13 protein-coding genes are annotated in these 13691 nt (G+C 65.6%); 12 read left to right on the forward strand and 1 reads right to left on the reverse strand.

Translation table 11 applies throughout. The features are described from left to right. Window positions 1–132 precede the first annotated feature (132 nt). A complete protein-coding gene (locus V6M89_RS22475) occupies window positions 133–981 on the reverse strand; it encodes an NmrA family NAD(P)-binding protein (RefSeq protein WP_332855273.1) in 849 nt (282 codons plus the stop codon). Between the two features lie 133 nt (window positions 982–1114). On the opposite strand from V6M89_RS22475, the gene V6M89_RS22480 reads away from it, so the two are divergent. From V6M89_RS22480 to V6M89_RS22535, 12 genes are all read left to right on the forward strand, one after another. Next, window positions 1115–1534: a winged helix-turn-helix transcriptional regulator gene (locus V6M89_RS22480; protein WP_332855274.1), complete on the forward strand. Its 420-nt coding sequence runs from the start codon at window positions 1115–1117 to the stop codon at window positions 1532–1534. Between the two features lie 81 nt (window positions 1535–1615). Further along, window positions 1616–3814, forward strand: a complete 2199-nt coding sequence (locus V6M89_RS22485; protein ID WP_332855275.1) for an ATP-binding protein — start codon at window positions 1616–1618, stop codon at window positions 3812–3814. A gap of 134 nt (window positions 3815–3948) precedes the next feature. After that, on the forward strand, window positions 3949–5070 hold the full coding sequence (locus tag V6M89_RS22490; RefSeq protein ID WP_332855276.1) for a GGDEF domain-containing protein: 1122 nt from the start codon (window positions 3949–3951) through the stop codon (window positions 5068–5070). 3 nt (window positions 5071–5073) lie between these two features. After that, complete coding sequence (locus tag V6M89_RS22495) at window positions 5074–5283, forward strand: hypothetical protein (RefSeq protein ID WP_332855277.1); 210 nt, start codon at window positions 5074–5076, stop codon at window positions 5281–5283. A gap of 68 nt (window positions 5284–5351) precedes the next feature. Beyond that, the gene (locus V6M89_RS22500) at window positions 5352–5915 is read left to right on the forward strand and encodes a phasin family protein (protein WP_332855278.1); all 564 of its coding nucleotides are present in this window, start codon (window positions 5352–5354) and stop codon (window positions 5913–5915) included. Window positions 5916–5976: 61 nt separating this feature from the next. Beyond that, window positions 5977–6729 (forward strand): hypothetical protein, encoded by a 753-nt coding sequence (locus V6M89_RS22505; protein WP_332855279.1) that lies wholly within the window; start codon window positions 5977–5979, stop codon window positions 6727–6729. An 11-nt stretch (window positions 6730–6740) separates the two neighbouring features. Further along, complete coding sequence (locus V6M89_RS22510) at window positions 6741–6986, forward strand: hypothetical protein (protein ID WP_332855280.1); 246 nt, start codon at window positions 6741–6743, stop codon at window positions 6984–6986. A 99-nt stretch (window positions 6987–7085) separates the two neighbouring features. Next, entirely contained in the window at window positions 7086–8726 is a 1641-nt protein-coding gene (locus tag V6M89_RS22515) for a VRR-NUC domain-containing protein (protein WP_332855281.1), read from the forward strand. Next, window positions 8714–11068 (forward strand): ATP-dependent DNA helicase, encoded by a 2355-nt coding sequence (locus V6M89_RS22520; RefSeq protein WP_332855282.1) that lies wholly within the window; start codon window positions 8714–8716, stop codon window positions 11066–11068. Before V6M89_RS22515 ends, V6M89_RS22520 begins: the two co-directional genes overlap by 13 nt. A gap of 154 nt (window positions 11069–11222) precedes the next feature. After that, window positions 11223–11423 (forward strand): hypothetical protein, encoded by a 201-nt coding sequence (locus V6M89_RS22525; protein WP_332855283.1) that lies wholly within the window; start codon window positions 11223–11225, stop codon window positions 11421–11423. A 127-nt stretch (window positions 11424–11550) separates the two neighbouring features. Beyond that, a complete protein-coding gene (gene cysC / locus V6M89_RS22530; RefSeq protein ID WP_332855284.1) occupies window positions 11551–12123 on the forward strand; it encodes an adenylyl-sulfate kinase in 573 nt (190 codons plus the stop codon). Then, window positions 12111–13691, forward strand: a complete 1581-nt coding sequence (locus V6M89_RS22535) for a Wzt carbohydrate-binding domain-containing protein (protein ID WP_332855285.1) — start codon at window positions 12111–12113, stop codon at window positions 13689–13691. Before cysC ends, V6M89_RS22535 begins: the two co-directional genes overlap by 13 nt.

Raw genomic sequence — 13691 nt, forward strand, 5'->3', positions numbered from 1 at the left:
GGTTCAGGTCCATGTGCCGCAAGGTGTGGGGGTTCGAGTCCCTCCGTGGGCACCAAAAATTCCGCAAAAAAGCCTCCCATCAGGCAGAACGCGCTCAAGATCGCGCTCTGCCCAGATGGGAGGCTTTTTTCATTACAGCGCCGCTTTGACCGCATCCGCCAGGGTGATGGTCGGGTGGCCGATCAGCTTGCCCAGCGTGCCGCTGCGGTCATCCAGCGCACCCTTCGCCGCCTGCGCATCCGAATCGGAGATTAACTCAGCCAGCGCCGCCGGCAGGCCTACACCCACCAGCATTTCGCGATACTCCTGCTGCGGCAGATTGTGGAAAGGGATGTGCTTGCCCGACTGGCGCGACACTTCGTCCGCCAGCTCGCCCAGCGTGAAGCCATGATCCCCCGCCAGCTCATACACTTGCTCGACCACCTGCGTGCTGGTCAGCACGGCCGCCGCCGCGTCGGCATAATCGGCGCGGGCAGCCGCTGCGATCCGCCCCTCCCCTGCGCCGCCGGCCAGCGCGCCGTGCGCCAGCGCCCCGCCCAGGCCGCCCGTGTAGTTTTCCACGTACCAGCCGTTGCGCAGCAAGCTGTAAGGCAAGCCGGAAGCGCGCACCGCCGCCTCGGTCTCGCGGTGCTCGGCCGCCAGCACCAGCGGCGACGTGTCCGCATGCAGCACGCTGGTGTAGGCCAGCAGGCCGGCCTTGGCGCGCACGGCGGCGTCGATGACGTTGCGGTGTTGCGCACCGCGCTGGCCCAGTTCGTTCGACGAGATCAGCAACACCTTGATCGCGCCCTGGAAGGCGGCGTCCAGCGAGGCCGGATCGGTGTAGTCGGCGCGCCGCACCTGCACGCCTTGCGCGGCCAGGTCGGATGCCTTGGCGACATCGCGCACGGCGGCGACGATCTGCGCGGCGGGAACGGTTTTCAGCAGGCGGGCGATCACCAGACGGCCCAGTTGGCCGGTTGCACCAGTAACGATAATCATGTTGTTTTCCTTCGAATAGGCTGCCACGGGGAGGTTTCCGCGCGGTTAGGTCTATAATAAGACCTATACTTACTAATTGTAAGTACGTACAATTTAGTAAGTACCCCCCCCCCTTCGAAAAAGGAAGAACAATATGAGCCAAGTCAAATCCAGCCGTTCCCTGCGCAAGGCGCTGGCCGGCAACCTGGGCGACCCGCGCGCGCACGTGCTGGCGGCCGAATGCCCGTCGCGCGCCGTGCTGGGCCACATCACCAGCCGCTGGGGCGTGCTGGTGCTGGTGGTGCTGCTGGACGGCACCCACCGCTTCAGCCAGCTGCGCCGGGAGATCGGCGGCGTCAGCGAGAAGATGCTGGCGCAGACGCTGGACGCGCTGGCCACCGACGGCCTGGTGCTGCGGGTGGCGCATCAGGTGGTGCCGCCGCACGTGGAATACAGCCTGACGCCGCTGGGACGCCAGGCCGCCGAGCGGCTGGAAGTGCTGGTCGACTGGATCGAAGACAATTTCCCGCTGATCCGGCAGGCCCAGGAAGAGGCGGCGCTGGCGGCGGCCTGAGCCCGCAGAAAGGCTTGACCCGGCCCGCCCATCCTGTGACACTGGCTGTTATCACGTACTGCGGAGCGGATACCCTTACCCATGATGCAGCCGTCACTCCCCCACCAGCCCAACATCGTGTTGATAGCCACCAACACGAACTACGACCTCGCCCTGCTCAGGATCATGCTGGCCCGCCACGGTTTGGGGGTCGAGCTGGTGCGGCGCGGCGACGAGGCGCTGGCGCTGGCCGCAGGCGGCAAGGTCGCACTGGCGCTGCTCGACGTGGCGCTGGCCGGCAGCGCGCGGCTGGAACTGTGCCTGCGCATGCGCGCCGCCTGCGGCGACCAGCTGCCGGTGTTCCTGCTGTCCGGCAGCCCCAGTCCCGACGAGCGCGAGCGCGCCCGCGAAGCCGGCGTCAGCGCCTACCTGCCACTGTCGCTGCCCACCGAAGACATCGCTGAACGCGTGCTGCTGGAGCTGAAGGCGATCGCGCCAGCCCCGCCGGCGGCCGACATGCCGACCATGGCGACGCTGGAAGTCAATTACCACCACATGCTGTCCGGCTCGCCGGACGCCATCCTGCTGATGCAGCGCGGCAGCAATCGCGTGCTGGACGTCAACCGCCAGACCCGCATCCTGTTCGGCAGCACCGAGACCGAGCTGGTGCAATCCACCCTGCCGTCGCTGTGCCCGGCGCAACAACCCGACGGCCGCAGCTCGGCCGAGGCCTTCGCCGGCTACGTCGAGCAGGTGATGGCGGGCGGGGTCCAGATATTCGAGCTGACGGTGCTGCACAGTTCCGGCCGCGAGATCCCGTGCGAACTGCGCATGGTGCCGCTGAACACGCCCGAATACCGCCTGATGCACGTGCGCATCGTCGACATCAGCAGCCGCAAGCTGGCCGAGCAACTCCGCGACGGCAAGAACCAGGTACTGGAAATGATCGCGCGCGGCGCGCCGCTGGCCGACACGCTGGAGCGCCTGACCTTGCTGATCGAATCGCAGGCGCCGCCGGTGCTGTGCACGGTGATGCTGGTGGCGCCGGACGGCGTCACCCTGCTGAGCGCCGCCGGCCCCAACATGCCGGCCGACTACCTGGCGGCCATCCACGGCCTGGCGTCCGGCCCGGTGGCGGGCTCCTGCGGCACGGCAGTGCACCGCAAGGAAACCGTGGTGGTCAGCGACACCTACAACGATCCGCTGTGGGCGCCGTACAAGGAAATCGCCGTCCAGTACGGCCTGCGCGCCTGCTGGGCCATGCCCATCCTGCTCGACCCCGGCACGGTGCTGGGCAGCTTCGCCATGTACTACCGCGAGCCGCGCAGCCCGACCGAGGACGACCGCCGCCTGATCAAGGCCGCCAGCCACCTGGCCGGCATCGCCATCGCCAGCACCCGGCGCGAGGCCGAGCTGCTGCGTCACCGCGAACACCTGGAAGAGCTGGTCCAGGCGCGCACCGCCGAGCTGGTGCGCGCCAAAGAGGAAGCCGAACACGCCAATGAAGAACTCACCACGGCACTGGACAACCTCAGCCTGACGCAGGAAGAACTGGTGCGGCGCGACAAGCTGGCGGCGCTGGGCGCGCTGGTGGCCGGCGTGGCCCACGAGCTGAACACGCCGATCGGCAACTGCCTGACCATGGCCGGCAGCATGAGCGAACGCACGGCCGAACTCCAGCGCGACCTGGAGGGCGGGCTGCGGCGCTCGGTGCTGGAAATCTATCTGCAACAGGCCGCCGATGCCGACGCCGTGGTGCTGCGCAACCTGAACCGCGCCGCCGCGCTGGTGGCCGGTTTCCGCCGCATCGCGGTCGACAGCGCCAGTTCGCAGCGCAGCCGCTTCGTGCTGGGCGACCTGGTGGCGCAACTGCTGCAAGCCACCCAAGCCAGGGTCGCGCAACATGGACTGGCGCTGGTCGAGGAAGTCGAACACTGGCTGGAGCTCGACAGCTATCCCGGCCCGCTGGCCCAGGCGTTGGAAAACCTGATCGACAACTGTATCACCCACGGCTTCGACGGCCGCAGCCAGGGCACCATCACGATCCGGGCGCAGGACACCGGCAACGGCGAGATCGCCATTTCGGTCGCCGACGACGGCGACGGCATCCCGAGCGCCAACCTGCCGCGCATCTACGACCCCTTCTTCACCACCCGGCTCGGCGCCGGCGGCTCCGGCCTCGGTTTGTATATTACGCACAACATCGTCACCGGCGTGCTGGGCGGGCATATCGACGTCGTCAGCCAGCTGGGCGCGGGCACCACCTTCACCATGCGCCTACCAAGAACGGCCCCGCTTTGAGCCGGACTCAACAATTTTCCTCCGCGCAATTATTGCAGCCGTATAATAGGTTGTATCAGACCGGCAAACAGCCGGCACCTAGCGGAGAGACCAGTCCTGTGCACCCACATCCTGCCCAGCCTGCGAAGATGGAAATGGCGACCCTGCGTTGCGAATTCAGCGACGCCACGGCCGAACGAGCATTCCTGCGCCATCACCTGGCCATGACGCAGGCGCAACTGCGCGTCACCTTTGTCTTTTGTTCCCTGTTCTACTTGTGCTTTGCCGCCACCGACGTCATCTGGCTGGGCTACAGCCTGCGCACGGCGGTGCTGGCCGGCGCGCGCCTGCTGGTGGCGGCCACCGCGCTGGGCAGCCTGGTGCTGCTGCGGCGCCGCCCCGATTCCATCCCCGTCACGCGCGGCGTGGCCAGCGTCGTCGAAATGGCGGGCGCGGCCGGCTTCCTGCTGATTGCCGCGCTGCGCCCATCCGAGTTTTCGCTGCATGCGATTTCGATGTCCATCGTCGTCATCGTGATCTACATCTACATTCCGAACCGGCTGCTGTACGCGGCCGCGATCGCGGCGCCGGCCACGCTGGGTTTCATCGTGCTGGCCCAGCAGCTGGGCGACCTGCGCCGGGTCGAGCTGGCCACGATGGCGGCGCTGCTGGTGCTGACCAATGTGTTCGGCTACGTGGCGGCGCGCCGCTACCAGTTGCTGCTGCGCGACGAATACAGCGCGCAGACGGTGCTGAAGAACCTGTCGGTGCGCGATCCGCTGACCGGCTGCTACAACCGGCGCCACCTGCACGAGCAGCTGCTGGAAACGGAAATCTCGCGCGCCCAGCGCTACCGGCTGAGCCTGACGGTCATCATGAGCGACCTGGACCACTTCAAGGCGGTCAACGACACCTACGGCCACAACGGCGGCGACGCCGTGCTGCAACGCTTCGGCGCCCTGCTGCAATCGATGACGCGCGACAGCGTCGACAGCGTGGTGCGCTACGGCGGCGAGGAATTCCTGCTGATCTTGCCGGAGACCGACCTGGCCGGCGGCGCCCTGCTGGCCGAGCGCCTGCGCCACGCGCTGGCCGACACGCCGGTCGCGTACGAGGGGCAGCAGATCCACATCACCGCCAGCTTCGGCGTGGCCAGCGTGGACTTCGCGACCTCCACGCACGAAGCCCACCTCAACATGATCGCCTCCGCCGACGAATTGCTGTACGCTGCCAAAAACGGCGGCCGCAACCGCGTCTGCTCGCGACAACTGGTATAAAACATGATCCACATCAAACGATACGCGCTGGCCGCCGTCATGCTGGCCCTGTGCAGCACCAGCCTCAACGCCGGTCCGGCGCCTTGGTACAAGTGGCGCAGCAAGATCGACAACTACCTCAGCTGCTCGCAGACGCCACTGGGGCCGGGCTGGGAAAAGGACTCCGGCCCCTATAAAGATAGCCGTTGCGAAAAGTTGGTTCTTGCTAAATAATGGGGTCGCAATAACAGGGGGAACCCCGGGGCATTACTGGCTACATTTCATCATCTTGAGGAGACTGTATGTTTACAAATCCCGAACAATTTGCCAACGCCACCAAAGCACTGTTTGAATTTCAGCTCGAAACCTTCAACAGCCTGACCAGCAAAGCCGTGCAAGGCGTCGAACAAGTCGTCGCCCTGAACATGGCCACCGCCAAAACCCAGCTGGAAGACGGCCTCGCCGCCGGCAAGGAAATCAGCCAGACCGCCGATCCCAAGGCCGCCATGTCGCTGGCCGCGGCCAAGATGCAACCGGGCGTGGCCGGCGCCGCCGCCTACAACCAGCAACTGGGCAGCATCATCGCCGAAATCCGCGAAGAATTCACCAAGGCGGCCGACGCCCACATGACCGAAGCCAAGAGCACGCTCAGCGCGCTGATCTACGACGTCACCAAGAACGTGCGTCCCGGATCCGAGAACGCGGTGCAGATCGTCAAGACCGCGATCGACAACGCCTTCAGCGGCTACGAGCAGGTGACTAAAGCCACCAAGCAGGCGGTCGAGGCGGTCGAAACGCAGATCGCCAAGGCCAGCGCCCTGGTCGATCAAAACACTGTCAAACCGGCCAAGGCCGCGAAAAAATAAGCAGGTTCAACTCCCCGCACCAGCCAGGCCCGCGCGCCTGGCTTTTTATTTTGCTGGAATCATGAATCCCGACCAACAGTTCGACGATCAGAACCTGGCGCGTGTGGAAGCTATCCTGCTTGCACATGAGGTCGCTCGCGATTACTTTCAGGGCGAGCTCTATGACCGCTACAACAACCGCCTGCAAGGTCTGACATTGGAACGTCAGGCCGGAGATGTGCTCGACCTTGACGAGGCAGCGGTCGGGCGACTGTTCATGATTCCCGACGGATCGGTAGTCTGGGCGTTGAAGGTGGACGAGGACGCTGACGCTCCCGCAGGGTTGGACGTACGCTCCACCAACCCATTCATCGCTGAAGATGAAACAAATAGCGTAATCGCGTTCCGTGACGAGACAGGACCCGTCATGTGGCTTGATGCGCTGTACGTCCATCGCCTCATGCTTGTACAAAACGCCCCTGAGAGATTGGCAACGGTCTCCTTTGGCCTGATGGCCATTACCGCCTACAGACTCGGTTTTCAACGCATCAGCCTCTTTGCAGCGGGACACGGCCCACTGCAGCCCGATAACCCCGACGCCTTTGTCGGCTATGATGTTTGGCCAAAATTTGGCTTCGATGCGCCCGTCGCGCCAGCAGAGCTAAACCGCTTCCCGATGCTTGAATTGGCTCATGCCCTCACTGTGCAAGATGTCATCACTGTGGCACCTGATTGGTGGTCGATGCATGGCACGGGAAGACAGATGGATTTCGACCTGACCGCCGGAAGTCGCAGTTGGAGGATTCTGCTAAACTACCTATACGATGTTTTGTAGGAGCATCAGTCATGACAACCGCAAAGAAAACGCCAATCAGCAAGAGCATGGAATATAAGTTCGAAGCGGCGTTGCGCCGTTCCAAGCTAGCCGCCGCGAATACCCCACTCGAGTTGGAGGTTCGACCAACGGGCGGCAAGATCCGCGTCATCCTGAGTGGCAAACCCATTTCCCGCGAAAAACAGGAATCAGTATTCAGTTCTTCAGCCATCAACATTCCTGAATTCAGGCAAACTGGTACGAAGTTGGTCAAATAAAGGTCTAGTCCAGACTCGACTTTTTATTTTGCTGGGCGTGCGCCGCCAAATGCGATACACTGTACATAAACACAGCTATCGCAACAGCTCACTCCGGCAATGATCAAAGTCTTAGAAAATCCCTTGTACTACCTGGACAACTTCCAGCAGGTACTGACGTGGATAAGCGACCGCTACGACGACTTGCTGACCGCCGAGGAACGCGGCTTCCTTGGGGCCTTCGCCACCCTGCCGCAAGCCTCGCGCGCGCTGTTCGTGCGCATGGTGATGCGCAAGGGCACGGTGTTCCGCGCCAGCAAACTGGCCTATGCGGAGATCGGCAGCACGCATGAAGCCGCCCGTCCGCTGGCGGCGCTGGGCCTGATCGAGGAAGACCCCGCGCTGGACCTGGACCAGTTGTTCGATCTGCTGCAAAAACCCGAGATCGGCCAGATCTTCCAGCTGCCCCCGCAACTGCGCCAGCTGCGCAAGGCCGACCAGCTGGAAGCGCTGCGCGCGCAGTACGAGGGCGAGCACCGCTACTCCGGCTGGTACCAGGGCTCGGGCGACCACTGCTACCGCAACCTGACGCAGGAACTGTGCGACCGCCTGCGGCTTATCTTCTTCGGCAACTACCACCAGGACTGGACCGAGTTCGTGCTGTCCGACCTCGGCATCTACCAGTACGAAAAGGTCGACTTCTCGCCGGCCGCGCGCGGCTTCCGCAGCCGCCGCGACATCGACGATTTTCTCGCGCTGCACCGCTGCCACGAGCGCTTCATCGAAGGCGAAGCGCCGGCCGACGTGATCCGCGACCTGCCGCCCTGCCCGGCCGACAACGAATGGCTGCGCAGCCGCCGCGACAAGCTGACCTTCCAGATCGCCCAGCACCTCGAAAAGCTGGCCGACTGGCCGGCCGCGCACGCGCTCTACGCCGGCTGCAACTACCCCGGCGCCCGCGCGCGCGCCGTGCGCGTGCTGGAAAAAGACGAACAGCCGCGCGCCGCCTTCGAGCTGCTGCAAGCCGCGCTGCAAGCGCCGGAAAGCGAGGCCGAACGCCAGCAGCTGCTGCGCATGCAGCCGCGCCTGGCGCGCAAGCTGGGCCATGCCAAGCCGGCGCCGCACGCGCCCGCGCAACCGCTGCGCATCGACCTCAGCCTGCCGCCGCCGCCGGAACCGAACTACGTCGAATTCGTCGTACGCGACCACCTGACGCGCGACGACGCCCCGGTCTACTACGTCGAGAACGCGCTGATCAATTCGCTGTTCGGCCTGCTGTGCTGGGATGCCGTGTTCAGCCCGATACCGGGGGCCTTCTTCCATCCCTACCACCGCGGCCCGGCCGACCTGCACAGCGCCGATTTCCAGCGCCGCCGCGCGCAGCAGTTCGCCGCCGCGCTGGCCCAGCTCGATAGCGACCAGTACCGCGCCACGATACGCGCCAACTTCGCCGCCAAGGCCGGCATCCAGTCGCCCTTCGTGTACTGGGAGACGCTGGACCCGGCGCTGCTCGACCTGGCGCTGGACTGCATCCCGGCGCTGCACCTGAAGCGCGCCTTCGAACGCATCTTGGCCGACATCAAGGCCAACCGCAGCGGCTTCCCCGACCTGATCCAGTTCTGGCCGGCCGAGCGCCGCTACAACATGATCGAAGTCAAAGGCCCGGGCGACCGCCTGCAGGACAACCAGCTGCGCTGGATAGACTACTGCGCCACGCACGACATGCCGATCTCGGTCTGCTACCTGCAATGGGCGGCATGAGCGCACCCAGCTACACAATCGCCGTGCGCGCGCTGTGCGAGTTTACCGCCAAGACCGGCGACCTCGACCTGCGCTTCACGCCCTCGCCGACGGCGCAGGAAGGCATCGCCGGCCACGCCGTCGTCACCGCGCGGCGCGACGACGATTACCAGACCGAGCTCGCGCTGTCCGGCGATTTCGGCCCGCTGCATGTGCGCGGCCGCGCCGACGGCTACGACCTGCGCGCCCGGCGCCTCGAAGAAATCAAAACCTATCGCGGCGACCTGAAGAAGATGCCGGACAACCAGCGCCAGCTGCACTGGGCGCAGGTCAAGATCTACGGCCACCTGCTGTGCGCCGACCAGGGCCTGGACCGGATCAAACTGGCGCTGGTCTACTTCGACATCGGCAGCCAGAAGGAAACCGTGCTGCAGGAAGAGCACACGGCGGCCGGCCTGCGCATCTACTTCGAACAGCAATGCACGCTGTTCCTGCAATGGGCGCGGCAGGAAATGGCGCATCGCGCCGAACGCGACCTGCAACTGAAGGCGATGCGCTTTCCGCATGCGGACTTCCGCCCCGGCCAGCGCCAGCTGGCCGAAGCGATGTACAAGGCCAGCAAGCGCGGCGTATGCCTGCTGGCGCAGGCGCCGACCGGCATCGGCAAGACCGTCGGCAGCCTGTTCCCCATGCTGAAGACCAGCGCCGAACACGACGTCGACAAGCTGTTCTTCCTGGCCGCCAAAACTTCCGGCCGGCAGATGGCGCTGGACGCGGTCGAAGTGATCCGCGGCGGCGCGCCGCTGCTGCCCTTGCGCACGCTGGAGATGGCGTCCAAGGCCACCGCCTGCGTCAACCCGGACAAGGCCTGCCACGGCGATTCCTGCCCGCTGGCCAGGGGTTTCTACGACCGCCTGCCGGCCGCGCGCCAGGCCGCGCTGGACATCATGCTGCCGCCCGCGTCCGCCGAGGCCGGCCCCACCCTGCTCGCGCTGGACCGCGACACGCTGCGCGCGGTCGCGCTGGCGCACGAAGTCTGCCCCTACTACCTGAGCAGCGAAATGGCGCGCTGGTGCGACATCGTCATCGGCGACTACAACTACTACTTCGACCTCAGCGCCATGCTGCACAGCCTGACACTGCTGAACGACTGGAAGGTCAACGTGCTGGTGGACGAGGCGCACAACATGGTCTCGCGCGCCCGCAAGATGTATTCGGCCGACATGGAGCATGCTTCGCTGCGCCTGCTGCGCAAAATGGTCCCCGAAGAACTGAAGAAGCCGCTGGACCGCGTGCACCGCCAGTGGAACCAGCTGGAAAAAGACCAGTCCGCCGAATACCAGTCCTATGCCGCGCTGCCGGAAAAATTCATGGGCGCGCTGCAGACGGCGGCCACCGCCATCTCCGACTACATGGCCGACCATCCGTCCTTTGTCGATGTGGATTTGCAGGCCTTCTATTTCAACGCGCTGCTGTTCACGCGGCTGGCCGAGAGCTTCGGCCACCACGCGCTGTTCGATATCGAGAAATCGGAAGGCGCGCGCGCCAGCCATTCCAACTCCGTGCTCTGCCTGCGCAACATCGTGCCGGCGCCTTTCCTGAAGCCGCGCTTCGAGAGCACCCACACCACGGCGCTGTTCTCGGCCACGCTCAGTCCGTGGAACTACTTCGGCGACATGCTCGGCATGCCGGAGACCACGGCCTGGGTCGACGTCGAATCGCCGTTCGTGGCCGAGCAGCTGTCGGTGCAGGTGGCGGCGCACATCTCCACCCGCTACCAGCACCGCCAGCAATCGCTGCGTCCGATCGCCGAGCTGATGGGCGAGCAGTACCGTCGCCAGCCGGGCAACTACCTGGCCTTCTTCAGCAGCTTCGACTACATGGACAAGGCCGCCAGCCAGTTCGCCGAACGCTATCCCGAGGTGCCGGTGTGGCGCCAGTCGCGCCGCATGGACGAGGCGGAACGGGCGCAGTTCCTGGCCCGCTTCACGCTCGACAGCGAGGGCATAGGCTTCGCCGTGCTGGGCGGCTCCTTCGGCGAGGGCGTCGATTTGCCGGGCGCGCGCCTGATCGGCGCCTTTGTCGCCACGCTGGGCCTGCCGCAGATCAATCCGGTCAACGAGCAGATCCGCCAGCGCATGGACGCCATCTTCGGCGCCGGCTACGACTACACCTACACCTTCCCCGGCATGCAGAAGGTGGTGCAGGCGGCCGGCCGCGTGATCCGCACGCAATCGGACCGCGGCACCGTGTACCTGATCGACGACCGCTTCGGCCGCCCCGAAATACAACAGCTGATGCCGGCCTGGTGGCGCATCGAACGCGCCGCCGCCCCGGCAGCAATATCGTTGCTAGCAGTTTGATAGCGATATGCAATCCACAGTCGCCGGTACGTCTGCTATATTTTCCCCATAAGCGTTTCCCCATGAACGGCCTGCGCCCCGTCTTCGCGCATGCCCGTTGATATTTTGCGACTCACTCCGACTCCGTGAGCCTTCAGTTTTTCAGGACTGGGCCATGAGACCTCGGGAAAATACGCGCCTTGCCGATGCGATCCAGCACGCCATCATCATCGATGCCACGGCGGGCGCCGCCCATGCATGGGCGTTTCTCAGCGCCCTTGACGTCCCCGACCACACTATTCTCCGCGTGCTGTCCGACCGCGCGCGGCGGCGCGACAGCGACCAGCGTGTTCCCGACCGGATCGACAGCGTGTAGCAATGCGTGGCATAGCATGTCGGTTTGTATTGCGTGTTAGAAAATGTAAATTTCTGCCCCTGGCCTACTGTGCGCGATGCCGTTTGGCATAAGATTGCGTCGAACATAGCGAATCAGTGAGGTAAACATGGGCGACTCCTTCCGGCCCGCCCCGCCCCAGCGGGCGGGCATGGTGTGGCTGTCCGGCTTGTCTGGAGCGGGGAAAACCACCGTTTCCATCCAACTGAACAGCATGCTGGCGGAAGCCGGCCTGCGCACCGTGCTGCTCGATGGCGACCAGCTGCGGCAAGGCTTGTGCAAGGACCTGGGCTACAGCGCCAGCGACCGTCACGAAAACCTGCGCCGCGCCGCCGAAGTGTGCCGGCTGTTCAGCGACACGGGCGCCATCGTCATCGCCGCCTTTGTCTCGCCGCTACAGGCGGACCGCGACATGGTGCGGGAACTGGTCGGTGAAAACTTCTTCGAAGTGTATTGCAGCGCGCCGCTGGAAGTCTGCGAAGCGCGCGACGTCAAAGGCTTGTACGCGCTGGCGCGGCAAGGCCGCATTCCCGACTTTACCGGCATCTCGGCGCCGTATGAAGTGCCGCGCGCGCCGGAACTGGTGCTCGACACGGCCCGGCAAACGGTGCGGCAGTGCGCGGCGCAGATATGCCAGCTACTCCATCAACGTCAACTCATCAGCGTCCCATGCCACAGTTAAAAGCTTACCCCGGCCGCATCATCTTCGACCATCTTCCCAAGACCGGCGGCAGCGCCGTCGCCCGCTGGCTGGCGCGCGGCATGGGCTCGGGCTGCGTCTCGCCGCATATCGACGACGAGCACCAGAGCCTGATACGCCGCCACGGCGGCCAGTACAGCGTGCTGTGCGCGCACGTCAGCTACCTCAAGGCGGAAGGCCTCGATCCACGCTACAGCTATGCGACGCTGTTGCGCGAACCGATCGACCGCATCCTGTCGTCGCTGTATTTCGCGCTGACCAACCATGGCGACCACCAGCTGTGGGGACTGGTGCCGCTGGTGCGCCGCTTCCTCGACAGCGACGGCGCCGACCTGGCGGAGCGCCTGCTGCCGCACGTATCGAATACCTACGTCGAGCATTTCTGCCGCATCGACGGCGACGGCACCGAGGACCCGCCGACGCGCCTGCGCAATGCCCTGGCGGCGCTGCAGCGCTACGAGGTGGTGGGCGTCTACGACCAGCTGGAGAGCTTCCTGGCGAGCTTCGGCGCACTGCTGGAGCAGGCCGACATGCCGCAACTGGAGCGCGTGAACGCCACCGTGAGCCGGCCCGGCGCGGCGCAGGTATCGCCCGCCTTGCGCGCGCGGCTGCTGGAGCTCAATCAGCTCGACCTTCAGCTATACCAGGCCGCGCGCGCCATCGCGGCCAGCAGGCCGGCGGCGGCTACGGCCACGGCCAGCCGCTGGCAGCACTTCGAGCGCGCGCCCGCCTACAGCGTGCAAACCGGCGACCTCGCCATCGCGCAGGCGACGCTACGCGAACACGATGAAATCACGGCGGGCGGCAGCATGCACTTCGATCTGGAGCTGACCGCTGCCCGCCGCATACCGCAACTGCTGCTGGGCATACACATCAAGGACAGCGACGGCCGCCTGGTCTACGGGGTCCACAGCGGCATGCTGGGCGCGTTGCAGGACGGCCTGGACGCCGGCCGGCATCGCCTGAGCTACAGCGTCACGGCGGCGCTGCCCGCCGGCAGGTACACGGCGGGATTCGCGGTGGTCGAAGTATTGAAGGATGGCCAGCGCGACCTGGCCTGGCACGACAGCCTGTGCGCCTTTGAAGTGCAGCTGCCCGCCGCGAGCGTGGGCATGGGCTATGCCGACCTGTCCGCGCAATTGCTGACGAATGCGGCGCCGCCGGTGGTCGATGCCGCGATCCGGCATGCGCCCGGCGCGCTGCTGGCGCACACGCCGCTGCCGGCGATGCGCTGCAAGCACCGCTATCGCATCGCGGTCGACTTGCGCCACGACGGCGCCGAAACCTGGCACGGCGACGGTCCGCGTCCGGTCATGCTGAGCTACCACTGGCTGCGTCCGGACGGCGTCCCGTGCGTGTACGACGGCGTGCGCACGCCCTTGCCCGCCGCCGGCGTGGCGCCCGGCGAACGGCTGGCATGGCATGTGGATGTCGACGCCCCCGCCGCTCCCGGCGCCTACCAGTTGGTGCTCACCGCACTGCAGGAAAACGTCGCGTGGTTCGAGAACCTGGGCTTCGAGCCGGCGCGGCTGGCGTTGCAGGCGGCCTGA

It is taken from the genome of Duganella sp. S19_KUP01_CR8 (assembly GCF_036688705.1).
Taxonomy (GTDB): domain Bacteria; phylum Pseudomonadota; class Gammaproteobacteria; order Burkholderiales; family Burkholderiaceae_D; genus Rugamonas.

Bases quoted from the DNA above. Each gene is read 5' to 3' on its own strand.
- V6M89_RS22475 (WP_332855273.1), bottom strand. From the start codon at position 981: ATGATTATCGTTACTGGTGCAACCGGCCAACTGGGCCGTCTGGTGATC.
- V6M89_RS22480 (WP_332855274.1), top strand. From the start codon at position 1,115: ATGAGCCAAGTCAAATCCAGCCGTTCCCTGCGCAAGGCGCTGGCCGGC.
- V6M89_RS22485 (WP_332855275.1), top strand. From the start codon at position 1,616: ATGATGCAGCCGTCACTCCCCCACCAGCCCAACATCGTGTTGATAGCC.
- V6M89_RS22490 (WP_332855276.1), top strand. From the start codon at position 3,949: ATGGCGACCCTGCGTTGCGAATTCAGCGACGCCACGGCCGAACGAGCA.
- V6M89_RS22495 (WP_332855277.1), top strand. From the start codon at position 5,074: ATGATCCACATCAAACGATACGCGCTGGCCGCCGTCATGCTGGCCCTG.
- V6M89_RS22500 (WP_332855278.1), top strand. From the start codon at position 5,352: ATGTTTACAAATCCCGAACAATTTGCCAACGCCACCAAAGCACTGTTT.
- V6M89_RS22505 (WP_332855279.1), top strand. From the start codon at position 5,977: ATGAATCCCGACCAACAGTTCGACGATCAGAACCTGGCGCGTGTGGAA.
- V6M89_RS22510 (WP_332855280.1), top strand. From the start codon at position 6,741: ATGACAACCGCAAAGAAAACGCCAATCAGCAAGAGCATGGAATATAAG.
- V6M89_RS22515 (WP_332855281.1), top strand. From the start codon at position 7,086: ATGATCAAAGTCTTAGAAAATCCCTTGTACTACCTGGACAACTTCCAG.
- V6M89_RS22520 (WP_332855282.1), top strand. From the start codon at position 8,714: ATGGGCGGCATGAGCGCACCCAGCTACACAATCGCCGTGCGCGCGCTG.
- V6M89_RS22525 (WP_332855283.1), top strand. From the start codon at position 11,223: ATGAGACCTCGGGAAAATACGCGCCTTGCCGATGCGATCCAGCACGCC.
- cysC (WP_332855284.1), top strand. From the start codon at position 11,551: ATGGGCGACTCCTTCCGGCCCGCCCCGCCCCAGCGGGCGGGCATGGTG.
- V6M89_RS22535 (WP_332855285.1), top strand. From the start codon at position 12,111: ATGCCACAGTTAAAAGCTTACCCCGGCCGCATCATCTTCGACCATCTT.